Consider the following 25,627-nt stretch of genomic DNA (forward strand, 5'->3'; position numbering starts at 1 on the left):
CTAATCTCCGCCACAAAAAAACAGGAGGCAATATGAAGCGCATCATTACACCGCCTACAGGTACCAAATTGCATTGTAAAGGTTGGCATCAGGAAGCTGCTTATCGCATGATACAACATAACCTGAGTCCTGATGTTGCTGAAAATCCAGACGAGTTGATCGTCTATGGTGGTTACGGCAAAGCTGCTCGGAACTGGGAAGCCTTTGATGCCATTCTAAGATCCTTGAAAGATCTGGAGAATGATGAAACCTTGATGATTCAATCCGGTAAACCGGTGGCCGTGTTCAAAACCCACGAACAAGCCCCACGTGTTCTCATCAGCAACTCGATGCTGGTTCCCAACTGGGCAAACTGGGAACACTTCAATGAACTAGACAAAAAAGGTTTGATGATGTACGGTCAAATGACCGCAGGCAGTTGGATCTATATTGGTACCCAGGGTATCCTGCAAGGTACCTACGAAACCCTTGCATCCCTGGCAAAACAGCATGGTTGGAGTGATTTGCGCAGCAAGGTTGTTGTAACTGCTGGTCTTGGTGGAATGGGCGGTGCCCAACCTCTGGCTGTGACCATGAATAATGGGATCGCGCTGGTCATCGAGATCGATCCAAGTCGCATTCAGCGTCGATTGGAAACCCGATATCTGGATCGCTCGACCAAAAATCTTGCTGAAGCTCTGAAGTGGATCAAAACGGCTAGAACTGATGGGCAGGCACTAAGTGTCGGTTTGGAAGGAAATGCAGCAGATATTCTCCCTGAACTGATCTCACGCGGATTTATACCCGAGGTGGTCACTGATCAAACTTCTGCTCATGATGAATTACGCGGGTATTACCCTCACGGTATCAGTTTTGATGAGGCGAATGCTCTACGAGAATCTGATCCTGATAAGTACATCAAGCTGAGTTATCAGTCTATGGCGCGTCATGTTGAAGCCATGCTGGCTTTTCAAAAAGCTGGCTCCATCGTTTTTGATTATGGTAATAATATACGGGCTCAAGCTAAAAAAGCTGGCGTACAGAATGCTTTCGATTTTAAAGGATTTGTTCCAGAGTATATCCGCCCACTTTTTTGTGAAGGCAAAGGTCCTTTTCGTTGGGTTGCTCTTTCAGGCGATCCCCAGGATATCTATAGAACCGATGAGCTGGTAAAAGAGCTGTTTCCTGAAGATGAAGCGTTGATTCGCTGGATCAATTTAGCTCATGATCAGGTTGAATTTCAAGGGCTACCCAGCCGAATCTGTTGGTTAGGATACGGTGAAAGAGCCAAGCTGGGGTTGGCCATGAATGAATTGGTACGCAAAGGCGAGATATCAGCACCCCTGGTGATTGGACGTGATCATCTTGATTCCGGATCAGTCGCTTCACCCAACCGTGAGACCGAAGCCATGAAAGATGGCTCTGATGCAGTGGCCGACTGGCCTATCCTCAATGCGTTGGTGAACGCAGTTGGCGGTGCCAGTTGGATTTCAGTGCATCACGGAGGCGGAGTCGGTATGGGTTATGCAATTCATGCCGGGATGGTTATAGTAGCTGATGGCTCAAAGGAAATGGATGAACGTTTACAACGTGTGCTGACCACTGACCCCGGAATGGGTATTGCCCGGCATGCTGATGCTGGATACGAGTTGGCTATTGAAATAGCCGATGAGCGTGATGTGAAATTGCCCATGATCAATGGATAGTATCTAAGGATTTGACCATGAATTCCAAACGTATCAAAGGCATCACCAATATTGGCCAATGGGCTTCATGGAACCCTGCTACGAAAAAAATGGAAGTGGGGGAGGGCGGAACCTGGCTCATAGAGGGCGACTGCTTTGTAGAATACCGTTCGAAGTCTTACACTGATCCTGATTTTTTGGATGCAAAAAATAAATTGGTTACACCTGGACTGATCGACCCTCATACACACCCAGCTTTCGCCGCCACCCGTGAGTTGGAATTCGAGATGCGCTCCCAGGGGAAAAGCTACCAGGAAATTGCTGAAGCAGGTGGTGGAATTCGTAACTCGGTTCGAAAACTACGTGATATCTCTGAATCTGAACTGACTGGATGTGTAAAGCAGAGACTCGATCTGATGTTGGCGCATGGAACCACTACTGTCGAGTGCAAGAGCGGTTATGGACTCTCAACAGAGGCTGAAATAAAATCTTTGCGTGCCATCCGCACTGCTTCTAAAGAATCGTCCATTCAGACCTTTTCCACTTTATTGGGAGCTCACGAAATACCTGATGAATACCGCCAAGATCGTAAGAGCTATATCAGATTGATCATTGATGAGATGATTCCCCAGGTAGCTGCAGAGGGCCTGGCAGACTTTTGTGATGTTTTCTGCGAAGAGGGAGTCTATACCACCAGCGAAACTCAGCAGATTCTGGAGGCGGCTCAAAAGTCTGGAATGCTTTTGAGATTTCACGCGGATGAGTTTGTTTCCACTGGCGGTGCTGAGTTGGCTGCCCAGATGGGCGCACTTTCAGCCGATCATCTTATGGCCATCTCAGATGAAGGGATCAAAGCACTGGCTAATTCGGGTACAGTGGCTACCCTTTTACCGGGAACTACTTTCTTTTTGGGGAGCAACACCTGGGCACCTGCCAGGAAGATGTTGGATTCCGGTGTAGTACTGGCTTTGGCTACGGATTTCAATCCTGGTAGTAACATGAGTCTCTCCATGCCTTTCATCATGACCCTGGCAGTGATTTACTTGCATCTGACGCCTCTTGAAGCCCTCCAGGCAGCCACCTATGGCGCCGCAAGATCACTGGGTATCTCAGGATCACGGGGCGCGATACAGTCCGGTTATCAAGCTGATGCTGTGATCTGGGATCTGGATAATTATCGTCAACTACCCTATTTCTATGGTGTCGATCACGTTAGGAATGTGGTGATTGCAGGTGAACGCGTAACTCCCTGATGTACCCGATCTAGAACTGGTGAGAGATGTCTAATTATTGAATCTGAAGATAATGCTGTTCAGGTTTGGTGGTAAAGACAAGGCATGCCTTGTCTCTACCAACCCCCCAACCCCCAAACATCCAAAACCTCCCAACCTCCAACCTGTCGCGGCGTAGTTCTGTAGGAACGAAGACGGAACTCCTAAACCATATCGCTTGATTCGGCTCAGGCAAAACGTATATTGCCCAATCGAAATATTTGACTGAATTGGAGGAAATATCTGTGAATCTCAAGAGACTGATCTTAATCATACTTAGTTTAATTCTCATATCTTCATTTGGCTATGGCCAAGGCAGTGCCGCCATGTATCAAGAAGCGCAAAAGATCTTCAAGAGTTATCGTTATCAGGTTGACTATGCTGATTTTCAGATAAAGACCTATCAGGAAAATGGACAAACCATTCTTCAATTATTAGTGATCGTGAAATCGGGTCGGAATCGCTTTGATGAAGCTTTATTGGTATCTTTTGCAGCCAGTGGTGCAGCGATCAAGAAAACCAACACAAGGGTTGATCAAGTAAGTGTTGTGGTGAAAGTACAGTACAAGGATGAAGTTTCCATTGCTGCCACAGCTGATGCTAGTGATGTCATTTCTCTTTATGAAGAAAAAATGGGTGTCTCAACTTTTATGGGGCGTCTTACCTGGTATTAAATAAAATTATGTTCATTATGATGTTTAAAAAGCGAGGATTTGATCCTCGCTTTTTGTAAATAATTAATTTGGAGTATTCATGCATCCACACACTAAATATTCATTCATTTTTACACTGGTAATACTGCTGGTTCTGGGGAGTTGTGCCGTGTTACTGGGTCCCAATATCAAGCCGGGTGTAGAACTGTTTGCCGCAGGGGATTACTCCGGTGCTCTTAAACATTATGAGACAATCATTGAAGCAGATCAAGCCAATGCCAAAGTTTATCGTTTGGCTTATGAGAGTGCTTTCAAATCGGGAAAACGAGTGACGGCAGCCAAATATTACAAATCAGCCCTGGAAGTAGGCTATGCAGCGGATTCTTTGCGTTCGCTCGCCACTGACCTTTGGTACGATCGTGCCTTAATGGTCATGGGTCGTAATGATTGGAAAGCTGCCCGAAAAGCAGCTGAACAGATTGCCTGGTTGGCACCTGATTCCCAAAAGGATAAATTTTGTGCTAACATTTTGGCAGGTAAAAAAAAATACGATCGCGGGGCTCACAAAGGACTCTGGGATGCCATTCTTGACTATAACAAAGCAGCTAATTATGATCCCTCATCTGGATTACCACATTTTCTAATGGGTCAAGCTCGCTACAAGAATGACCGCAATGATTTTGATGCAGCGTTGGAGGATTATTATCAGGCTGTTAAAATTGAGCCTAATGGATATTTTAGTGATCGAGCTCGGGCTGATATTAAAAAGATCGAAGCCATCAAGAAAAAAATGAAAGCCTTCTGGGGAAAATAGCGAGATCGAGTTTTATTGTCTCCTGATCAATCGTTGAATACGGTATAATACCCTTTTCAGTTCCATCTGCCTGGTAGAGTTGTCATTGCCAGTACCTTTGGACGTAGCAATCTCCAAAATTATGGTAGGCTTCAGAGATCGCCGCGCGTTGCTCGCGAAGACACATAACGCGCGGAGTGGGTGAAAATAGTATAATAAATAAGAAAGACTTTAAGTCGTGGGCTGTTATTCTGACTTTCTGACTTTCTGACTTTCTGACTTTCGACTATCTATCCCTTTTTCTTAAATACCCGAGCCTTTTCAAATCGATTTTCCGTGCCTTCCCGTATCCGTGTGATGTTGGAGCGGTGAGTGAAGATGATGAACAATGGTACTAACAACGCAAAAATTCTTAAAGTCAAAGATATTTGTGAATCCGGAATGATTCCTTCGATGATAAACAGAGTTATTGGTAGGGCTATTGCAGCCAACATGCTTCCCAGTGAAACGATCCCGGTGGTCATGAGAGTTAGGACAAAGACCAATATGCAGAAGGGCAAGGCAATGGGGAAGAGGGCGATCAACATACCTGCTGCTGTCCCCACACCCTTACCACCCTTAAATCCGGCAAAAATTGTGTAGGTATGACCAAGGACAGCGGCAAAGCCGGCCATGATCATTAAGGCATCAGGATTACTCCCGAACACGATCGAATCTGAATTGAGATTTCCGGCAATGTAGGCTGGTAACCAACCTTTGAAAACATCAATCAGAGTGACAAACAAGGCCGGTTTCCAGCCAAAGGTTCGAAAAACATTGGTAGCTCCAGCGTTACCCGAGCCATGCGCCCGGATATCAGTTTTATACTTTAATCTGGAAACAATAATACTTGTTGGTGTAGAGCCAACAACGTAAGCGATCAAAATGAGCAGGATCAGTTCAAACATTATTTAATTTCCTTAATTTGATTGAGTCGAAATATAATCGGTTTAAATGGAGGGTGATATTCAATTATTTGATTATGCTAATGGAATTGTAAAGCTATACCAACTGCTCCTACACCTCCGTGAACGCCAAGAGCTGGACAGAAATCTGTAACAAAAACATAAGCATCCGGGAAGAACATTTTAAAGGACTCCCGATACTGTTCAGCGATCTCAGGATTCATTCCATGGACGATCCCGATACGTTTTATCGAACGCCCTTTAGCTTTTTTTAGAACGAATTTCTCAAATTTCGCAAAAATATTATTTCTTCCCCAGGTTGCACCGCATGGTTTCAAAAAACCATCTTTCGTAACGGTCAGGATCAGATTCAGGCGTAAAAAATCAATGATCCGTTTCTTGTTCAGGCTTAGCCGTCCACCCCGCAAAACTGCGTCTAGGGTCTTCAATCCAATAAATATCTCGGTTTTCTGAATGGAGTGTTTTATCCTGTTAACAACCTCCTGGAAATCCAGATCTGCTTCAATGGCTTCAGCTGCTTCCAAGGCAATCACACCGGTTCCGGCAGAGATCGATAAGGAATCCAGCAGGATTGAGTTTTGCTTAAATTTAACATGCTCAATGGCTGCACTCGCATTTTGCAAGGTTCCGCTCAAAACTTGTGGCAGGTGCAGAGAGATCACCGATTGATAGTGTGATGATAAAAATTGATACATCCTGCGGAAATCAGCCGGTGGTGGTTGTGATGATTGTGGATGATCTTTGGATTCTGCCAGGCGTCGATAAAAGTCTTCATTGGTTATGGTTACCCGATCAATAAACTGTTTCTTGCCAAAATTCAATCTGACAGGCACAACATGGAGATGATATTTCTCCTGTACTTCAGGGGGTAGATCACAAGTAGAATCTACCACCAGAGCTATCTGCTTATTGGCACGAATACTTTTATGTTGTTCACGCATATCGTCAACTTTTTCCTGCTGGATCTCGCCAAATTGAGAAAGTGTCTCAAAAAGTTTTCCTGGATCATCAGTGTGGATATGAATCTTGATCCGATGCATAGATCCGGCGATCACAATACTGTCCCCCATGGCTTGCAGTGTTTTATTGAGTTGATCACGAGAAAGACCTTCACGGACAACTATGCATTCGGTACAAAAGGGATAGACCAGATTGTTGATGATCTGGTCGTTCATTTCCAGAGCCACCGCTGAAAATTCTGTTTCGATCTTGGGAAGGCTCCTGATATTACCTGTATCCAGGAATGACATCACTCCCGTAAGAATATTCAGAAATCCCTGACCGGCCGCATCCACCACTCCAGCCTCTTTAAGTATCTTCAATTGTTCAGGTGTATGTTCTAAGGCTTTTTGCGCTGCATCAGTGGATATTCTCCAGACCTCTAGAAAGTCGGCTTTGGTTTCTGCGGCTTTCGTTAAGCTATTGCTCCACGCCCGTAGTACTGAAAGAATGGTGCCTTCTATTGGTTCCATCAGGGCAGTATATGCTTCATCGACTGCGATTTTGGAGGCTTTGGCAAATTGAATTGTGTTAACTTCTGTGAATGACGTTAATCCCGTACTTAGCCCCTGGAAGAATTGTGCCATTATCACACCAGAATTTCCCCTGGCATTGTTTAGAGCAGCTTCAGCAACAAGCTGGCTCAATTTATTTAGAGCGGTTCGGTTATGGGGTTGAATATGTTCGATGATCCCCATCAGTGTAAAGGCCATATTGGTACCAGTATCTCCATCTGGAACCGGGAAGACGTTGATCTTATTGAGATAGTCCTCCTCGTCAAGCAGGGTTTGAATACCAGCATATAGAACCCGGTATAATCTGATACCATCAAGATAGGCAATTTTCATATGACCTCTTTTTTTATCTAAAAAAAAACGATTTGAATGTTTCAAAATAGATGTGTCTATGATGGCACAATATAGGATTTGAATCAGTAGATATTAAAATATAAAAAAATACCCGTAAAGTGAGTATTACGTTCAAATATTGTTTGGGATTTGGGTAGTCGGCTTACATATTTGCACGTTCGTTGACTTAATGAACTTGGTTTTATTTTTAAGCTGTATAATTGATATATGCAGGTATAAAAGCCAAAACGTCTCCACGGGTTTGTTCCTTTGGTGACATCATAATTTGAGATGGAAAATCACAGGAGGTTTCATGTCTCTAACTATTACAGATGAATGCATTAACTGCGGAGCTTGTGAGCCGGAATGTCCAAATGAGGCAATTACGGAAGGCGATGAGTTTTACGAAATTGATCCCGAGCTTTGTACTGAGTGTAAAGGTCATTTTGATGAATCTCAATGTGTTGAGGTTTGCCCGGTAGATTGTATTGTGGTTGGCGTAAAAGAAACGGATGATGTTTTAATGGCTCGCTACGAAAAACTGACTGGCTGACTTAGTATAATCGTATTTTACGATTATTCAGTTATTCAAAAGGGTCTCCCAAATTGGGGGGCTCTTTTGGTTTCTATTTGGAAACAATCAGGAATTGAATTGTGAAAATTTCAAGTATTCTTTGACTGAAAAAAACGAATTGAGATCTCTAGCTGTTAATCATTTTCCCTGCATCTGCTGAATTGAAAACTATATTAGTAGGCTATAAAAGTTAAAGGAAAAACGTCATTATGAGTCAAGATAAACTTAAAGCCCTCTTACAACAGGTCAAGTACCCTGGTTTCAGTAAAGATGTGGTCACTTTTGGACTTATCCAAAATGTAAATATTACCGATAATGGTGTCGAGCTGGGTGTGAAATTCTCCACAGAAAAAGAAAGTATCCGCCAGGAAATCCTCTCTAATATTGAAAAGGTATTAAGGGAAGGTGGTTACGAAAAGCTAAGCATTGAGATCATTCAGACTCCGGTCCAGCCAACGGCAGGAGCTCAAAATCCCAAAGCGCCCCCTGGTATTCCCGGTGTTAAACACACCATTGCTGTCGCCAGTGGTAAAGGCGGTGTAGGAAAATCAACCATTGCCGCAAATTTGGCAGCAGCTCTGCGTAAGCAAGGACATACTGTTGGGATATTGGATCTGGATGTATTTGGACCAAGCCTACCGATCACCATGGGTATCCATGAAGTTCCCAAGGTGCTTGAAGGCAATAAATTGCAACCCATTAAACGATATGACATGTCACTTATGTCGTTAGGTTTTTTGCTTACCGATAATGCTCCGGTTATCTGGCGTGGTGCCATGGTAACCAAGATGGTTTCACAATTCTTGTTTGATGTAGAGTGGGGTGCCCTGGACTATCTGATCCTTGATTTACCGCCTGGAACCGGTGATGTCCAATTAACCCTGGTTCAGCAAGTTGCTTTAACCGGCGCTGTGATTGTCACAACTCCTCAGGACCTGGCACTGAAAGATGTGGAACGTGGCGCCAACATGTTTGAAAAGGTGAATACACCAGTTCTGGGTATCATCGAAAATATGTCCTATCATGTTTGTGAGAAATGTGGTCATGTATCTCAGATCTTTTCCACGGGTGGTGGTGATAAGGAAAGTGAACGGCTGAAAGTCCCCTTGTTGGCAAAGATTCCCCTGAATGAAGAGATTATGCGGGCCGGGGAAAAGGGTGAGCCGCTGGTTATTCATTTGCCTGAATCAGAAGCCGCAGGAATATTTAGAACGGTTGCCAGCAAGATCCATGAGCTGATGGACTGATCCTGGATATGATCACATCAAATCAAGTTTTAGAAGCCCTGCGCAAGGTTTATGACCCGGAAATTCCGGTAAACCTGGTAGATTTGGGTCTTATCTATGATGTTCTGGTTGACGGAGAAGTGGTAATCATTAAAATGACCCTTACCGCAGTGGGTTGTCCCATGTATTCAGTGATCGCACAAAATGTTAAAGAAGCTGCTGAAGCTCTTGATGGTGTTACAGAATGTCATGTGGAAATAGTCTGGGAGCCACGTTGGAATCCCGAAATGATCAGTCCGGAAGGGCGTACTGCCCTTGGCATGGAATAGGTGAATGACAGCCTCAGTTGAAATATTAAAGACTGAAGTCATGGATCATGGGAATCTTCCAAAACATGTCGCGATCATCATGGATGGAAACGGACGCTGGGCTAAATCACAATCCAAGCCACGCATTTTTGGCCATAAAGCTGGTGTTAAAAGTGTCAGACGGATCACAGAGATAGCAGGAGAACTGGGTCTGGAGACTTTGACTCTGTATACTTTCTCCAACGAAAACTGGAAACGACCCAAGCTTGAAGTTTCTGCCTTAATGAATCTGCTGTTGGATACTATTACCAAAGAAGTGGATGATCTGCACCGTAATAATGTCAGACTGACTGTCATTGGTGATCTGGATTCAATGCCGAAAGGACCCCGCAAGGGAATGCTGGACGGTATAACAAAAACCGCAAAAAATACTGGACTGAATTTGAATCTGGCTTTGAACTATGGTAGTCGCCAGGAAATCCTTCAAGCGGTTAAAACCATTGGCAGGGCTGTGGAACTGGGTGAACTGAAGGCTGAGGATATCAATGATGAGACCATTTCTCAAAACCTTTACACCGGGAGTATCCAGGATCCCGATCTATTGATCCGTACCAGCGGAGAATTCAGGTTGAGCAATTTTCTATTATGGCAATTAGCCTACACCGAGATAGTCGTCACACCAGTATTCTGGCCAGCCTTTGAAGAGCTTGAATTTTTGAATGCTATCAGGGAATATCAAAAAAGGGAAAGAAGATACGGACAAGTTAGTGAACAAATTCAAACTTAGAACGTTCGTCTAGATATGAAAATAATTTATAAGCACCTCGCCTACCTGATTATGATCACATCCCTGGTGATGGGTCAACAAGCTGTCTCTATCAAGATCGCCAGTATTGATGTAGTTGGAACCAAAACCGCAGCTCCTGAAGTTATCATCTCTTCCTCCGGATTAAGTGTTGGAATGGAAGCCCAACAGGAAGATTTTTCTGATGCTGTAAAGCAACTGTGGAGTCTGGGGCTTTTTTCAGATGTTAAGCTCCTCACAGAGCGTGATACACCGGAAGGCATTATGCTGGTTATCAGCGTTGAAGAATATCCGAGACTCGATAAGATAGTTCTGGAGGGGAATAATAAGCTTAAGACTGATGAGATCGATGAAGCCCTCAATCTGCATCCTGGTCAAGCCCTAACACCTTTTATCGTTTACGAAAGCCAACGTATTATTCAAAAACTGTATTATGAAGAAGGCTACCTGTTGGCCGAGATCGAACCCAGTACTTTTGAAGGTGAGCGCGAAAATACACGAGGGGTTAAATTTCAGATAACTGAGAATAAAAAAGTGTCTGTTGGCGGTATTGTATTTACCGGAAATACCCAACTCTCAGATCGCAAACTCAAAAAGAAAATGGAAAAGATCAAAGAAGAACGTTGGTGGAAATTTTGGGCAGAAACCCAATTTTCCATTGATAATCTTCGCTCAGATCAACGTGCTATTGAGAGCTATATGCATTCTTTGGGTTACCGCGATGCTGAAATACTCGGTGATAGCCTTTACTATTCTGAAGATCTGAAAAAAATGTATTTCCGAATTGATTTGTATGAGGGTGAAAAGTATACATACGGGAATGTGGAAGTGATCGGCAATACCGTCTTTGAGGATGAGGATATTCTGGCTGCTTTGGGCATTTCACGGGGTGACCAATATAACTCAGAGAAACTCATGGAATCAATCGAACTGGGCGTTCGTGGTCCCTATATGGATAAGGGATACCTGTATTGTCAGATCGATCCAAAAGAAATGCCCATTGCTGCTGATACAATCGATCTAACCCTTGAGATCACAGAAATGAATCCGGTTCATGTTCGCCATATCAAGATCATCGGGAACGATAAGACCAAAGAAAATGTTATCCGCCGTGAGCTCAGGATATTTCCAGGGGACCTCTTTAGCCGTTCTGCTCTTATGCGCTCGCAACGTGAAGTCATGATCCTGAATTATTTTGGCAATGTGATCCCAGATGTGATCCCTTACGATGAAGATCAGATCGATCTGGTGTTTGAGGTTGAAGAAAAAAATACCGGTACTGCAACAGCCAGTGCCGGTTATAGTGAGCGAGATGGATTCATTGGGACGGTCGGTCTTCAATTTCCGAATTTTCGAGGTAATGGACAACAACTTTCCTTTAATTTCCAACGAGCCTACAGTTATGAAGCCTTATCGATCAGTTTTGTTGAACCCTGGTTGTTCGATACACCAAACTTGTTGGGAATCAGTTTGTTCGATCAGGATCGCAGCCAAAACAACAGCACATCCTACTTCAGCTATGGCTCGAGTTATTCGACACCCTATGATGTTCATACTACAGGTGGTTCCATTACTTTTGGACGTCGCTTTCAATGGCCCGACAACTATTTTCGTGGTCGGTGGACCTTTAGAGGAGCCGTCGACAGGTATGATCTTGCCAAGGTATATTATCAGAGCATCTTTGATCGGGTAAATCCGGCACATCTGGAAAAAACATCCGGAATCAGTTTATCGCAAAATATTACCCGCGACTCACGGAATGCTCCGGAATTCCCGACCAATGGTTCGGTGCTTTCACTGAACTCTGTATATAGCGGAGGTCTTTTGGGAGGGAATGAGAGTTTCTTCAAACAAAAAGCCAGTTTGGAGTGGTATACACCAATTTGGAAAGATAAGCTCGCCATGCGGAATTATTTTGAAGGGGGTCTGCTACATCCCATAGAATTGGATTCTACGCACATTATTCCCTATGATGAATACTTTTTCATGGGTGGTGCTGGTCTGATTTATGGCAGTGCCTTGCGTGGATATTCAGAACGTTCTGTTGGAACCCTGGATGGTGATGCTTATTTTGGTGGGAAGGCTTCTTTCAAGTATACTTTGGAGATGCGCTTTTTACTGTCCCCAAGTCCTATGATGTATTTGATCGGATTTGCTGAAGCAGGGAACGTTTGGGATAGTTTTGAATCCAGCAGCCTTTTTGATCTGAAACGGTCAATTGGCTTTGGTGGTCGTGTGATCATGCCACCACTCGGTATGCTGGGTATTGATATAGGATGGGGATTCGACCAGGATCCGGTGCCTGATTGGAAATCACCGCAGTATCATTTTATTTTCGGACAGCAATTTTAAAAATATTGGTTAAGGAGAACCTGTTTTGAACAAAGCTACAATTCACTTAATATTACTATTAACACTTTCAATCGCTGCTTTTGGGCAGAAATTCGGCTATATAAATTCAGAGTATATCCTCTCTCAGTTTGAAGAGTTTCGCGAAGCACAGAGCAAACTTGAAGTGGAAGGTCGCAAACTGGAAAAACAGTACTACGATATGGCCGCTTCGCTTGATAGCCTGCAACAGGATTACGAGCGTCAGAAATTTCTCATGACTGAAAGTAATCGTGGTGCCAAGGAAAATGAGATGCGTCGTCTCGCTGAGGAAATTCAGCAGTTTCAGGTTCAGAAACTGGGTCCACAGGGTGAATTTTACCAGAAACAACAGGCTTTGGCTGATCCGGTGCTTCAGAAGATTAATACAGCTATCAAAAAAGTTGGCGAAGACGGAGGCTATGATTTTATCTTTGACACCGTGGCCGGTAATATTTTATATGCACAGGATAAATTTGACCTTACTGAGAAAGTTTTGAAGGAACTCCATAAATAGGAGTCAGTCTTTTTATTGACTTTTAAATTAGGTGAGCTGGCACAAGCCCTCGGTGTCAGACTGGAAGGTGATGAGAGTATTGAGGTCTCGAAACTTAACGAGATCCAGGTTGCTGCACCTGATGAGTTATCTTTTCTCTCTAACCCAAAATATTTAAAGTATGCCAAAACAACTCGGGCTGCTGCGCTGATCGTGCCTGAGGATCTGGATATTGACTTTCCAAATCTACTAAGATCATCCAATACGCAACAAAGTATGCTTAAAGCGTTGGAAATTTTAAACCAACAGCAACGCAAGATCAGGCCGGGAATTCATGCAACTGCTGTCATTCACCCTGAAGCTACTGTTCCTGAATCGGTTGAGATCGGACCGGGAGTCATTATTGGAAGTAGTGTCAAACTGGGACAACATGTTATCCTGGAAGGTAACGTGGTCTTAGGTGATGGGTGTCATATTGGTGATAATTGTCATCTGTATCCAAATGTTGTGCTTTACAATGAAAGTATCCTGGGCAACCAGTGCATCATCCATAGCGGCGCAGTGATCGGGAGCGATGGGTTTGGTTTCGCAGTGGAAGCTGGAGAGATTCAGAAGATCCCGCAAACCGGAAATGTCATCCTGGGAGATCAGGTTGAGATTGGTGCCAATTGTGCAATAGACCGAGGATCGATCGGTCCAACAACCATTGGAGATGGCACGAAGCTGGATAATCTGGTTCATCTCGCTCACAACGTGCATGTTGGAAAAAATTGCTTTCTCACTGCTCAGATCGCTATTGCCGGTAGCACAAGCTTAGGTGATCGAGTGCAAATGGGTGGACAAAGCGGGGTCATTGGTCACTTGAAAATTGGAAATGATGTATCGATTGCAACCCGTGGCGGTGTGACCCGTGATATACCGGATGGGTTGATGGTAAGTGGGTTTCCAGCCCGTTCTCATCGGGATGAACTAAAAATTGAAGCGATTATTAAAAAATTACCGGCCTTGTACAAAGCTGTTAAAACACTTGAAAAACAAGTAAATAAAACCTAAGTGGGTGCTGTCAGGGGAATGAAGGAATTGAGATAGATGCAGGATAGAAGAGACAATCAGAGAAGTATAAAAAAAGCTGTATCCATCGCCGGGATAGGACTACACACCGGTGTACAGACAAGACTGACATTTAAACCGGCAGCAGAGAATACAGGCATCCGCTTTTTACGGACTGATGTTACCAATGCTAAGCCTATCCCTGCAGATATCGATCATGTTGTGGATATTTCCAGGGGAACCACTCTGGAACATAACGGGACCCGAATTCATACGACAGAACACGTTCTAGCCGCCATCAGTGGGTTGGAAATCGATAACATCCTCATCGAGTTGGACAATAAAGAACCACCGGTTATGGATGGAAGTGCAATTCCTTTTGTGGATATTCTGCTGGAGGCCGGTTTTAAGGAGCAGGAGGCTGCTAGAGAGTATCTGATCCTGGATAAGACCATCACCTATTCAGATCCTGAGAAGGGTGTGGATATTCATGCGTTACCCTCAAATCAATTCCGGGTCACTTTTCTCATCGATTACAAATTGCAGTCCTTGGGTACTCAGTATATGTCGTTTTATTCCCGGGAGCAGGATTTTGTGGAGCAGATCGCACCTGCGCGGACTTTTTGCTTCCTACATGAAGTAGAAGAGCTGAAAGCACAAGGTTTGATCAAAGGCGGCAGTGCTGATACTGCCCTGGTGATGATAGATCGTAAAATCGAAGAATCCGAGTTGGAGCGACTTCAAAAATTATTCAATATTGATGAAAAACTAATTCAAAGTGATAATGGCATCCTGAATGGTAAGGAATTGCGATCCAAAACCGAACCGGTTCGTCATAAAATCCTGGATCTCATCGGTGATCTTGCTTTGCTTGGTATGCCAATTCAGGGTCACATCACCGCAGCTAGAAGTGGGCATGCCAGTAATGTTGAACTCGTTCGCCTTTTAAAGAAGGAATACGAAAAACAAATTCTAGCCAAACGTTTTCAGAGGCGCCCCAGAGAACGTCAGATTGTATTTGATACAGAAGCAATCATGCGGATTCTTCCGCATAGATATCCCTTTTTATTGATCGATCGCATTATCGATTTTACACCAGGTGAGAAGATCACCGCCATCAAGAATGTCACCATGAATGAGCCCTTTTTCCAGGGACATTTTCCAGGTAAACCAGTGATGCCCGGTGTGCTGACCCTGGAAGCCATGGCTCAGGCCGGAGGAGCCCTGTTGCTGAACGCCGGGGATGATCCGGAAAATAAACTGGTCTTTTTTTCTGCGATCAATAATGTAAAATTCCGAAAACTGATCGAACCTGGTGATCAGATCATTTTTGAAGTGGAGTTGATCAAATTCCGTCTACGATCAGCTAAACTCAGAGGCATGGGTTTCGTTGACGGAAAACTGGTTGTTGAAGCTGATCTAATGGCTTCCATCGTGGAAAGATAGATCATGGCTCCCCGAATTCATCCTACTGCTATTATTAGCTCCGACAATGTTAAAATTGGGAAAAATGTAACGATTGGACCCTATACCATCATTGATGAGAATGTAACGATTGGTGCCGGCAGTATTATTAAAGCCCACGTTCTAGTCGGTGCTCGCACAACACTGGGTAAGAATTGTCGTCTATTCAACGGCGCTGTAGTGGGGGAGATCCCTCAAGATCTTAAATATGCTGATGAAGAAACGGAGACTATTCTGGGCGATAACGTTATCGTGCGTGAATATTGTACTATTCATAGGGGGACAACTGATCGTTGGAAGACCACTATTGGCAGTAATGTTTTAATAATGGCATACTCTCATATTGGTCACGATTGCATCATTGGTGATAATGTGATTATCGCCAACTCCTGTAACATGGGCGGTCATGTAGAAGTTGGTGATTTTGTTATCATCGGCGGTGCCGTACCCATTCATCAGTTTGTTAAAATTGGCAAACATGCCTTTATTGCCGGGGGCTTCCGTATTTCCAAAGATATTCCACCTTATATTCGAGCCTCCAATATCCCCTTGACCTATAATGGACTGAATTCTGTGGGTTTGCATCGACGTGGGTTTCCAAGTGAGACCATTAATCATATCAAGCAGGCTTACACACGCATTTATCGTAGTCATATGAACGTGGGTCAAGCCATAAAGGATATCGAGGTGAACATGACAATCACACCGGAGGTTCGGGATATTCTTACCTTTATTGATGAGAGTACACGAGGAATTATCCGCGGATAATGATCTCGAAGGTTACCCTTCTGTCGGGTACGGTCCAGCTTATGCCATTTAATGCTCACAAGTATAAACTTATCATGTTGAGTTCGTTCCTGACTGTAGTTGTCAACCTGGCAGGCTCTGATTTTCCCAACTGGCAGGATCAGTCAAGCTTTCAAACAGATCTGCGGGCTGCTGCACGTGTTACCAATATCCCTAATCCAGGAAATACTGACTACTACCTCGGTTTGCAGGCTTCCCTGGCATCTATTCGTTTAGATCGAGATGAAAGTGCCACTGTCCCTTCTGCCCGCCTCAGTATCTATCCAAATCCCGGTTATAATCTTTGGGCACAATTTGCACAATGGCCAGGTGATTACCCTGCCTTTTCAGTGGCAACAGGTGTGCAAGTTGAGTTCCCGGCAGATCAAAGATCCATCAGGCAAGCCATCGGTTTAGGCTGGAGTGAGGTGATAGGAAAGGCCTATACTCAAAGAGATATCAGTGTATATGCTTTATACGGCCGTTCGCAGGAGACTTTCAACTATGGTCTTATGGCGATTGTTGACATGCATCATGTACTGGTCGAAAATGGGAATGGTATTCCTGATTATGATAAGACCAATTACCTGGCCTTGCCCTATATCAGCTGGTTGTTCCTTGACCAAAGCAGAGTATCATTATATTTGCCAATCGATGCTAATGGCCTGGCACTGGACCTAAGTTGTGAATGGCTATTAGGAAGCCGTGAGTAAATGATGACAAAAACCAGACAAATATCAGTATTGGGGTCTACAGGCAGTATCGGTGTAAATGCCTTAAACGTTGTAGGTAGCTTTCCGGACACCTTTAAAATAAAATATCTCTCTGCTCATTCACAGGCTGAGTTGCTCATCGAACAGGCCAAGGCGTTTTCACCCCAAAGTGTGGTTATCGGCGATGAGAGTCACTATTTAAAAGTTAAGCAGGCGCTTCCAGGGATCGAGGTCCTCAAGGGCCGACAGGGGCTTTTGGAAATGGCATCCCGGGATGATGTGGATACCATGCTGAATGCTATCGTTGGCAGTGCCGGGATGGAGCCAACCATCCGCAGTATTCAAGCAGGAGTTGATGTAGCTCTTTCCAATAAGGAAAGCTTGGTCATGGCTGGTGACCTCATCAACAAGTTGCTGGTGGGAAATGGAGTGGAACTTTTTCCGGTAGATAGCGAGCATAGCGCGATCTGGCAATGTCTGGTTGGAGAAGCCCCGGAAGATATCAAACGTCTGGTGATCACTGGCTCTGGTGGACCTTTTAGAACCACACCGGGCACGGCTTTCAAGGATATCACAGTTAAGCAGGCTTTAAAACACCCCAATTGGGCCATGGGTCGGAAGATCACCATCGACTCAGCTACCATGATGAATAAAGGTCTGGAGGTGATCGAAGCGTATTGGCTTTTTAAGCTGCCAGTTGAAAAGATCGACATCGTGATCCATCCTCAGAGTATTATTCATTCCATGGTGGAATTTGTAGATGGGTCAGTGAAAGCCCAGATGGGCTTACCGGATATGAAGATTCCGATCCAATATGCCTTGAGTTATCCCCGCCACTTTCCCCAGGCCTGGGAACAGTTGGATCTGGCCAAAATTGGGACCCTGACCTTTGAAGAACCGGACTATGAGAGGTTCAAGTGCCTTCAATTGGCTGTTGATGCTTTGCAGTCTGGTGGCAGTTTACCTGTAGTGCTAAATGTGGCAAATGAGGAAGCTGTGTATAGATTTTTGGAGGGTGATATACCTTTCACAGAAATTCCTGAGCTGATAATAAAAGCAATGGATGCCCACGATTATCTTGAACACCCCGGGTTGGATGATATCTTAGCCCTGGAAAAATGGACGCAAGTTTTTATACAAAGGAGTTAAAAGAAGCTAAATGGGTTTCTTCTCAATAGATACATTATTTACTATCGTTGCAGCGATACTGACTTTAGGTGTGTTAATCCTGATCCATGAATTGGGTCATTTTATGGTTGCCCGCATGGTTGGTATCCGAGTTGAACGATTTTCAATTGGTATGCCCCCTCGTTTTATCAGCATTCAAAACAAAGTTGATGGTCTCTGGACCAAAGTATTCATTCCCTGGTTTTTGCAAGGTCTGATGAATGCGGTCACAGTTGAATTCAGAACTCCAAGAAAGCATCCCAAAGCCAGTGATACTGAATATTCACTTAGCTGGACCCCTTTTGGGGGCTATGTGAAAATGTCCGGTATGATCGATGAATCCATGGATGGTGAGATTTCCGGCAAACCCTGGGAGTTTACCAGCAAAAAACGCTGGCAGCAGCTGTTAACCATCTCTGGAGGTGTGATCATGAATGCAATTCTGGCATTTGTGATTTTTACGGGAATTGTCTATACCACTGGTATGGATGAACCAATCCCGGGGACCTCTGTCGGTTCACTGGTAAGTACCGAAGAGAGACCCGTGTTTCCTGCAGAATCAGCTGGAATACAAGAGCATGACCAGATCGTCTCCATCAATGGTCAGCCTGTTTCCCAGTGGGAGGAACTAACCAGTATTGTTCAGAATCTTCCCGGTGAGCTGATCGCCATTGAGTGGCTCAGAGGTAGTCAAAGATTAACTGACTCTGTTTTGGTCGTTAAAGAGAGCGTTCCCACTGCTGAAGGAACTCTTGATATCGGAATGATAGGCATTGGCCGGGTCTTGGAACACAAGGATATTGGCTTTTTTGAATCAATAAAATTTGGTGGCAGAAGTACCTATATGTTCGGAACACTGATGGCCCGGGGATTTTGGGAAATGGTCACTGGTAAAACTGATATGGATCAGGTCGGTGGTCCGGTAATGATCGCCAAGATGGCCGGTGAGATGGCTCGTCGCGGTTGGATCGATATCTTTTATTTTATGGCCATCATTAGTGTGAATCTGGCCTTTATTAATATTTTGCCAATTCCCGGATTGGATGGTGGTCATTTTCTGATTATCACTATCGAAGGGATCATTCGCAGACCCCTCCCTGTTAATGTAAAATTAGCTATTCAGCAGATAGGCATGTTGTTTTTGTTGGGATTGGTCCTATTTATTACCATTCAGGATATTGCGCGTCTATAGCCAACCAAGGCATTGATAATGGTTACTCCTAAGCGTAAGCCGGTGAGATCAGTCGTTTATCTCAGATTTTCGATCGAATTTATATTTTTGGCATTATTCAATGTCATACTCTTTATCCTGCCCTGGTCAATTACCTGGCGTCTCGGGCGAGGAATGGGTTGGTTGGGTTATAAGTTATTTACCAAACGGAAATCCACGGTTGAGCGTAATATTCGACGGGCATTTCCTGGTTATTCAAGCCCAGAAACAGAATCATTGATCAAAGCGTGTTACCTGCATTGGGGAGAAGGCTTTATTTCGACGCTTAAGCTGTGGATGGTCAGCAAAAGGAAATCTCGATCCATTGTTGATGCTCCCGGTTTTGATGAATATGTCCTGGAAGCCCAAAAAGCCAATGAGCCAATCCTCTATTTTACCGGACATTTCGGGTCGTGGGAGATGGCAGGGCGCTATGCCGCTGGAATCGGTCGAGGTGCTGCTTCCATTTATCGGATCCAGAAAAATCCCTGGGTGGACTGGTTCCTGACCTGGATCCGTGAATACCATCATTTAAAACTGATCAATTCATGGTCAGGTATGCCGGCTTTTGAAGACGCGATCAGACGTTACACGGGTCTGGCAGTTGTTGGCGACCAGTTCAAAAGTAAAAATGGTCTGAAAATTGACTTTTTTAAGATACCCTCATCGACACCCAAGGGGGCTGCCATACTAACCTATCGGGTTCGTCCCAGGTTGGTATTTCTGGCATGTACTCAACATCGGGGACGTTATCGCTTAAGGATTGAAGAGGTACCCTATACCATTCCCGAGACCTTGAACGATGAATGGATGAGCGAAATTACTCAACAGCTCACCAGCAAGCTCGAGGCTGAGATTCGTAAATATCCTGAGCAATATTTTTGGTTTCACAGACGCTGGAGGGATCTTGATCGTCAGGAAGCAAAAGCTGGACAAAGCTCATGATCATCCTGGATCTTAAGGACGAAACTACGGATATTTCAAGATCTGATCGGGAGATAATAGCTCAACTTCTGAAAAATGATCAGGTGATCGTTTATCCAACTGATACACTTTATGGCTTGGGCGTTGATGCAAGTTCAAGTCAAGCAGTTGCCCATCTCTATCATTTGAAGGGTCGTAAGAATATGCCTGTTTCGGTCTTGCTTGAATCAGTAGCGCAATTGTTCGAACTGGCTTATGACCTTAGCAACAAAGCCCAAGTGCTGATTCGGAAATGTTTACCTGGGGCGCTAACTGTAATTTGCAAGAGTCAATACCCCTTTGCTGAACAACTTGTATCTGATGAGGGCACCATCGGTTTTCGAGTACCGGGAGATGCCATATCCTGCCAAATACCAGCCCTTCTAGGCCGGCCGATCACTACTACCAGTGCGAATCCTGCAGGCTCTCCGGCAGCCACCTCACTGAAACAAATCAGGGATTACTTTGTAGATGATATTGGTCTAATGCTGGATGTTGGAGCGCTTCAACCCTCAAAAGGTAGTACTGTTGTTGATCTGACCACAAAACCATTCACGATCTTACGTGAAGGTGAAATCTCTCGCCAAACACTCCATGAGTTTCTAAACTAAGCGCATGTACCTACGAATATTAAGATTGATCAAACCCTATTGGGCTCACATAAGTGCCGGAGTCGGTTTTTCCATAATAAATGTCTTCTTTCATTCACTCACGCTTTGGTTATCGGCTTCCTTCATTACGACCATCTTCGCCAGTCCGGAAGAGCAAGTTGCCTCTCCGACGGATCAGTTGACCCAGGGATTGGATCTGAACGAACGTCTCAAGCAACTCACTAGTGAGTATTTCTTCTCAGGTTCCCAATTAGATGCTCTGGGGACTCTGGCTTTGGTCATTCTCTTTAGTTATCTGATAAAATCCGTGGCTTACTACGCCAATAAAGTATTTACCGGATATGTTCAAGCCAAAGTAGTTCAGGATCTGCGGGCCAGGATATACCAGCATTTCCTGAGTCAGCCTCTGAGTTTCTTTCAAACAAGACGTAGTGGAGATTTGATTTCTCTGGCGATGAATGATGTCCTCAAGGTGAATCAGGCTCTGGCAACGACTTTTCATCCACTGGTGATAGAGCCTCTTTACATTATTACTTATCTTTCGATCCTATTTATTATCGACTGGAAATTAACCCTGATTTCCATCCTGATCATTCCCATCACCTCATTATTTATAGCGATCATCAGTAAAAGTATTCGCAGGAAGGTCATTCGGGTGCAGACCCAGCTTGGAGAAATAACTTCCCGCTTCACTGAATTGATCGGGGGTATTCGAATTATTAAAGCTTTTGTAAATGAATCGAACGAAAGCAAACGTTTTGGCAGAGAAGCCCAAAAACTTTATCAGCTTATGTATCGTCAGATCAAGTTGCAAAGTCTCTCTCTTCCAGTCACAGAAATGTTGGGAGTGACCATGGCAGTCATTCTTCTATGGCTCGGAGGGATCCAGGTTCTGAAGTATGGAACCATCAGCAGTTCTGACTTCCTGAGATTCATCGTTATTTTGTTCGCCATTTATCAACCTATTCGCAATCTGGCAAAAGTAAACATCAATATTCAGACCGGTGTAGCTGCAGGTGGAAGGGTTTTTCAACTCCTTGATATTGAATCAACCATCCGTGATGAAGCTGACAGCCATGTTCTGGCAGATTTTGAACAGGATATCCGGTTTGATTCAGTTACTTTTAGCTACGAGAATTCAACCCTGCAAGCCCTCGCGAATTTAGATACGGTTATCCATAAAGGAGAAATGGTGGCTTTGGTTGGTCCCAGTGGTGCTGGAAAAACAACCCTGGTTGATCTGATTCCCCGGTTTCATGATATCAATTCTGGCAGCATCAGCATAGATGGATACGATATCAGGAATTTAACCAGATCCAGTATCCGGAAGCAGATTGGTATTGTTTCTCAGGAAACTATTCTGTTCAATGATACGGTTTACAATAACATTTCCTATGGGATGGAGAGTTCACGAGAGCAAGTTGAAGTTGCAGCCAGACGTGCCAATGCCCATGAGTTTATTCTGGAGTTGGATGATCAGTACGAAACTATGCTGGGAGAACATGGAGCTCGGTTATCTGGTGGACAGAAGCAACGAATTGCCATAGCCCGCGCACTCCTCAAAGATCCGGCAATCCTAATACTGGATGAGGCTACCTCCGCTCTTGATACTGCCTCAGAACAGGCTGTTCAATCAGCCATTGATACGCTTATGAAAGGGCGCACGGTCATCGTTATCGCCCATCGACTTTCCACTATTTTAAATGCTGATAATATTCTGGTTATGGATCAGGGCGAGATCGTCGAACAGGGTGATCATAAAACTCTGAGTAAAGCCGGTGGCTTATACGAGAAGCTCTACCGCCTGCAATTTGCTACTGAAGGGTACAGCACACCTTAATTTCTAAACTCTACTTTCAATAAGATTGATTTTACAACAACGGTACTGCAAGAGTGTTATGATCAGGCTTGTCGGTCCGGGACTCTAAAAGTCCAGAGATCATTCAAAAAGTAATTCAGGATAGATGCTATCAGGATGGCGATCAGATTTGCCAGGATGTAATACAGGCCGGCATAATGGGTCAAGACCAGTAGAATGATCCAGTTTAAGGCACCTGCCACCCAGCTCACCGCAGTGAATTTTAATAAACCGGTCCATATTGCCTGAATCCCAGTCATCTTCCGATCGGTCCAGGTGAAGCGACGGTTCCAGATGAAGTTATTGAAAATAGCAAGCTGAATCGCGATGAGAGAAGCGATGGCTATCGGAACAAATAGATATTCCTTGGCGTAAAAGAGGATCGCATTATTGACGACAATTCCGGAGATTCCCACAAAAGTGAAGGTTACGAATCGTTTTGGGAACTTTAATTGCATGCGTCAATTTAGTTTTATCAATGTTAATGAATAGACAAAAAGCTTGAGTGTAGTACCGAATGAGGATAGTTTCTGAAATCATGAGAAAGTGTTGTAGAATAGTCCTCCTGATATTGCTGCTTGCTGGAGGGATGGCAGTCGGCCAGGATTTTTCATTCAAGGTGAAGTATGGGATGATCCAGGCAGGTCATGCACATCTGACCCTCAAAGTCCACGATGGATACCTGAAAGGCCATTTAAATATTGAATCCTCACCCTGGCTATCGAAACTATGGTCACTGTCCGACTCGATCAAAAGCGATTATGATATCAAGTCGGGACAACTTCAGAGCCACATAAAATCAATTCACGAGGGTGCTTATCACCGGAACTATGAAGTGCATTTTACAGATAGTAATAGTGTGCTGATCAATGGTCGGGAACGCGTTCTGGCTACACAGGGACTCAGAGATATCCCCAGTCTGTTGTATGATCTATCCCGCATGCACTTCAGCCATGGTGACACCTTGCATTTTCGACTGTGGGATGGTCAGGGTTTTGGTAAATTGGAGTTGCTGGCTGAGCAGAGTGCGGGTCCATCACTTTTGCATCCATTTGCTGAAGCAGGATGGAAACTTATCCCTCTTAGCAGCAGCAGGAAATCAAGGGAAAATAGGATTCAACTGACCTTGTTATTGTCAGAGACATTCCCGCATACTCCTATTAAAATTGAGATCGATACAAAATATGGGAGTATTCTCATGCAGGTTATTATGCCGTGATTTTGACAATTACCATTTCCGGTTGAAGGTTCAGCGATTATCTTTCCCTACTTGATAATGTCACGAAATTCTACTTATACAGGATCAGTTATGCGACGCAAACTTTTACTCTTGTTGCTGCCCATTATAATCTTTCCGCAGGTTTATGTCCTGGAGGTAAAGGGTACTATTGATATGGGGCTGGCTTATTTCTTTGAACGGCAGATTCCACAGTTGAACCAGGCTGGCGGAGAGGCCATCATCCTTGATATTGACACTTTCGGTGGTCGGGTTGACGCGGCGACCATGATGAAAAATGCTTTATTGAATTCAGATATTCAGACCATTGCTTTTGTGAATACCAAAGCCATATCCGCGGGTTCTCTGATCACTCTGGCTTGTGATACCATTATTATGCGATCTGGCGCTACCATGGGGGCGACCACTGTGGTGGACGTAAAAAGTCAGAAAGCTGGTGAAAAAGCCCAGTCCTACATGCGGGAAGAAATGGCGGCAACAGCAGAAGCCAAAGGACGGAATCCGGATATTGCCATGGCCATGGTGGATGAGACCCTGGATATTGACACTTTGATCACTAAAGGGGGAGATACTCTTTTCATTGATGATATCGAAGGAGCCACTTCTGGAAAATTGTTAACGCTGAGAACATCCACAGCCCTGAAATATGGCATGATGGACTACCAGATGGATTCACTAGATGAGATTTTGGAACATTTTGGATATAAACAGCACGATATTGTTCAAGTTGAACCAACCTGGTCTGAGGTGATCGTTCGTTTTCTGACTGACCCAATTGTCAGCTCATTGCTCATGACCCTGGGATTTCTGGGTCTGATCTTTGAGATTCAGAGTCCTGGCTGGGGCATTCCTGGTAGTGTTGGTTTGTTAGCTTTATTTCTATTTTTCTCTACCTCAATGATTGCAAATCTGGCCAGCATGGCAGAAATGATATTTTTACTCGGCGGTATTATTCTACTGGGAGTGGAAGCGTTTGTAATTCCTGGGTTTGGACTGGTAGGCATTGCAGGGATCATATTAATGATCTACGCCATGTTCACCATGCTATTGCCGGCTGCCCCTACAGGTGCAGATATTACTGCAGCACTCTGGGGGTTGACTATTGCCATCATTGGCGGCTTATTTGGTTTGGGTTTGATGGTCAAGCGCATGCTGAAAACAAAAGCTTGGCAGAAGATCAGTCTCAGGGAATCAGAGACGGTTGCTGCGGGTTACAGCGGGAGTCTGGGTCTGGAAAGTTATGTTGGAAAAACCGGAAAAGCACTGACTTCACTTCGTCCTGCAGGTACTGCTCTGGTTGAAGGGACAAGAATGGATGTGGTCACATTGGGTGATTTCATCGAGAAAGACACTGAGATCACCATCGTTCGTATCGATGGCAACCGTATTGTTGTAGATAAGAAGTAAATAACTATAAATCTGGAGGAATCGTGGAAACATTACCATTAATCTTTATCCTGACAGGCATAATCGCCTTTCTGGTGCTCTTCACCTATTTTATCCCCATCGGTTTGTGGATCAGCGCTGCTGCTGCCCAAGTTTATGTTGGTTTGTTGACCCTGGTTGGTATGCGACTGAGAAGGATCCCACCACCCCTGA

General features: G+C 44.4%; 25 protein-coding genes. 22 read left to right on the forward strand and 3 right to left on the reverse strand.

From position 1 onward, the window contains the following. Window positions 1-32 precede the first annotated feature (32 nt). From hutU to U9Q77_05060, 4 genes are all read left to right on the forward strand, one after another. Window positions 33-1,685, forward strand: coding sequence for a urocanate hydratase (gene hutU / locus U9Q77_05045; GenBank protein ID MEA3286723.1), 1,653 nt, complete (start codon window positions 33-35; stop codon window positions 1,683-1,685). Window positions 1,686-1,702: 17 nt separating this feature from the next. After that, entirely contained in the window at window positions 1,703-2,917 is a 1,215-nt protein-coding gene (gene hutI / locus U9Q77_05050; protein MEA3286724.1) for an imidazolonepropionase, read from the forward strand. 263 nt (window positions 2,918-3,180) lie between these two features. Further along, window positions 3,181-3,609 (forward strand): hypothetical protein, encoded by a 429-nt coding sequence (locus tag U9Q77_05055; protein MEA3286725.1) that lies wholly within the window; start codon window positions 3,181-3,183, stop codon window positions 3,607-3,609. Window positions 3,610-3,688: 79 nt separating this feature from the next. Continuing rightward, window positions 3,689-4,402: a hypothetical protein gene (locus U9Q77_05060; protein ID MEA3286726.1), complete on the forward strand. Its 714-nt coding sequence runs from the start codon at window positions 3,689-3,691 to the stop codon at window positions 4,400-4,402. 269 nt (window positions 4,403-4,671) lie between these two features. Here U9Q77_05060 and plsY read toward each other — a convergent pair whose 3' ends face one another. Further along, complete coding sequence (gene plsY, locus U9Q77_05065; protein MEA3286727.1) at window positions 4,672-5,328, reverse strand: glycerol-3-phosphate 1-O-acyltransferase PlsY; 657 nt, start codon at window positions 5,326-5,328, stop codon at window positions 4,672-4,674. Window positions 5,329-5,405: 77 nt separating this feature from the next. Then, a complete protein-coding gene (locus U9Q77_05070) occupies window positions 5,406-7,193 on the reverse strand; it encodes a DegV family protein (GenBank protein MEA3286728.1) in 1,788 nt (595 codons plus the stop codon). A gap of 313 nt (window positions 7,194-7,506) precedes the next feature. On the opposite strand from U9Q77_05070, the gene U9Q77_05075 reads away from it, so the two are divergent. From U9Q77_05075 to U9Q77_05145, 15 genes are all read left to right on the forward strand, one after another. Further along, complete coding sequence (locus tag U9Q77_05075) at window positions 7,507-7,746, forward strand: YfhL family 4Fe-4S dicluster ferredoxin (GenBank protein ID MEA3286729.1); 240 nt, start codon at window positions 7,507-7,509, stop codon at window positions 7,744-7,746. 230 nt (window positions 7,747-7,976) lie between these two features. Then, window positions 7,977-9,014: an Mrp/NBP35 family ATP-binding protein gene (locus U9Q77_05080; protein MEA3286730.1), complete on the forward strand. Its 1,038-nt coding sequence runs from the start codon at window positions 7,977-7,979 to the stop codon at window positions 9,012-9,014. 8 nt (window positions 9,015-9,022) lie between these two features. Beyond that, window positions 9,023-9,322, forward strand: a complete 300-nt coding sequence (locus U9Q77_05085) for an iron-sulfur cluster assembly protein (protein MEA3286731.1) — start codon at window positions 9,023-9,025, stop codon at window positions 9,320-9,322. A gap of 4 nt (window positions 9,323-9,326) precedes the next feature. Next, on the forward strand, window positions 9,327-10,088 hold the full coding sequence (locus U9Q77_05090; protein ID MEA3286732.1) for an isoprenyl transferase: 762 nt from the start codon (window positions 9,327-9,329) through the stop codon (window positions 10,086-10,088). 15 nt (window positions 10,089-10,103) lie between these two features. Next, a complete protein-coding gene (bamA, locus tag U9Q77_05095) occupies window positions 10,104-12,458 on the forward strand; it encodes an outer membrane protein assembly factor BamA (protein ID MEA3286733.1) in 2,355 nt (784 codons plus the stop codon). Window positions 12,459-12,483: 25 nt separating this feature from the next. Continuing rightward, window positions 12,484-12,990 carry an OmpH family outer membrane protein gene (locus U9Q77_05100; protein MEA3286734.1) on the forward strand — a complete coding sequence of 169 codons (507 nt, stop codon included), beginning with the start codon at window positions 12,484-12,486 and terminating at the stop codon, window positions 12,988-12,990. 15 nt (window positions 12,991-13,005) lie between these two features. Continuing rightward, complete coding sequence (gene lpxD / locus U9Q77_05105) at window positions 13,006-14,022, forward strand: UDP-3-O-(3-hydroxymyristoyl)glucosamine N-acyltransferase (GenBank protein MEA3286735.1); 1,017 nt, start codon at window positions 13,006-13,008, stop codon at window positions 14,020-14,022. A gap of 36 nt (window positions 14,023-14,058) precedes the next feature. Continuing rightward, window positions 14,059-15,465 (forward strand): bifunctional UDP-3-O-[3-hydroxymyristoyl] N-acetylglucosamine deacetylase/3-hydroxyacyl-ACP dehydratase, encoded by a 1,407-nt coding sequence (locus tag U9Q77_05110; protein ID MEA3286736.1) that lies wholly within the window; start codon window positions 14,059-14,061, stop codon window positions 15,463-15,465. 3 nt (window positions 15,466-15,468) lie between these two features. Continuing rightward, window positions 15,469-16,251, forward strand: a complete 783-nt coding sequence (lpxA, locus tag U9Q77_05115; protein MEA3286737.1) for an acyl-ACP--UDP-N-acetylglucosamine O-acyltransferase — start codon at window positions 15,469-15,471, stop codon at window positions 16,249-16,251. Next, the gene (locus U9Q77_05120; protein MEA3286738.1) at window positions 16,251-16,982 is read left to right on the forward strand and encodes a hypothetical protein; all 732 of its coding nucleotides are present in this window, start codon (window positions 16,251-16,253) and stop codon (window positions 16,980-16,982) included. Before lpxA ends, U9Q77_05120 begins: the two co-directional genes overlap by 1 nt. Continuing rightward, window positions 16,983-18,131: a 1-deoxy-D-xylulose-5-phosphate reductoisomerase gene (locus tag U9Q77_05125; GenBank protein MEA3286739.1), complete on the forward strand. Its 1,149-nt coding sequence runs from the start codon at window positions 16,983-16,985 to the stop codon at window positions 18,129-18,131. Between the two features lie 10 nt (window positions 18,132-18,141). Then, a complete protein-coding gene (rseP, locus tag U9Q77_05130; GenBank protein ID MEA3286740.1) occupies window positions 18,142-19,341 on the forward strand; it encodes an RIP metalloprotease RseP in 1,200 nt (399 codons plus the stop codon). Between the two features lie 18 nt (window positions 19,342-19,359). Then, window positions 19,360-20,304: a hypothetical protein gene (locus U9Q77_05135; GenBank protein MEA3286741.1), complete on the forward strand. Its 945-nt coding sequence runs from the start codon at window positions 19,360-19,362 to the stop codon at window positions 20,302-20,304. Further along, the gene (locus U9Q77_05140; protein ID MEA3286742.1) at window positions 20,301-20,933 is read left to right on the forward strand and encodes an L-threonylcarbamoyladenylate synthase; all 633 of its coding nucleotides are present in this window, start codon (window positions 20,301-20,303) and stop codon (window positions 20,931-20,933) included. Before U9Q77_05135 ends, U9Q77_05140 begins: the two co-directional genes overlap by 4 nt. Before the next feature lie 4 nt (window positions 20,934-20,937). Next, window positions 20,938-22,773 (forward strand): ABC transporter ATP-binding protein, encoded by a 1,836-nt coding sequence (locus tag U9Q77_05145; protein MEA3286743.1) that lies wholly within the window; start codon window positions 20,938-20,940, stop codon window positions 22,771-22,773. A gap of 62 nt (window positions 22,774-22,835) precedes the next feature. Here U9Q77_05145 and U9Q77_05150 read toward each other — a convergent pair whose 3' ends face one another. Continuing rightward, entirely contained in the window at window positions 22,836-23,249 is a 414-nt protein-coding gene (locus U9Q77_05150; protein MEA3286744.1) for a GtrA family protein, read from the reverse strand. An 80-nt stretch (window positions 23,250-23,329) separates the two neighbouring features. On the opposite strand from U9Q77_05150, the gene U9Q77_05155 reads away from it, so the two are divergent. The 3 genes from U9Q77_05155 to U9Q77_05165 all read left to right on the forward strand — a co-directional run. Beyond that, a complete protein-coding gene (locus tag U9Q77_05155) occupies window positions 23,330-24,010 on the forward strand; it encodes a DUF3108 domain-containing protein (protein MEA3286745.1) in 681 nt (226 codons plus the stop codon). Window positions 24,011-24,100: 90 nt separating this feature from the next. Then, window positions 24,101-25,435, forward strand: coding sequence for an NfeD family protein (locus U9Q77_05160; GenBank protein MEA3286746.1), 1,335 nt, complete (start codon window positions 24,101-24,103; stop codon window positions 25,433-25,435). Window positions 25,436-25,458: 23 nt separating this feature from the next. Continuing rightward, a partial coding sequence (locus tag U9Q77_05165) for a flotillin-like FloA family protein (protein MEA3286747.1) occupies window positions 25,459-25,627 on the forward strand: 169 nt, incomplete at its 3' end.

This window comes from Candidatus Neomarinimicrobiota bacterium (assembly GCA_034716895.1).
GTDB lineage: Bacteria > Fidelibacterota > UBA8477 > UBA8477 > JABMPR01 > JABMPR01.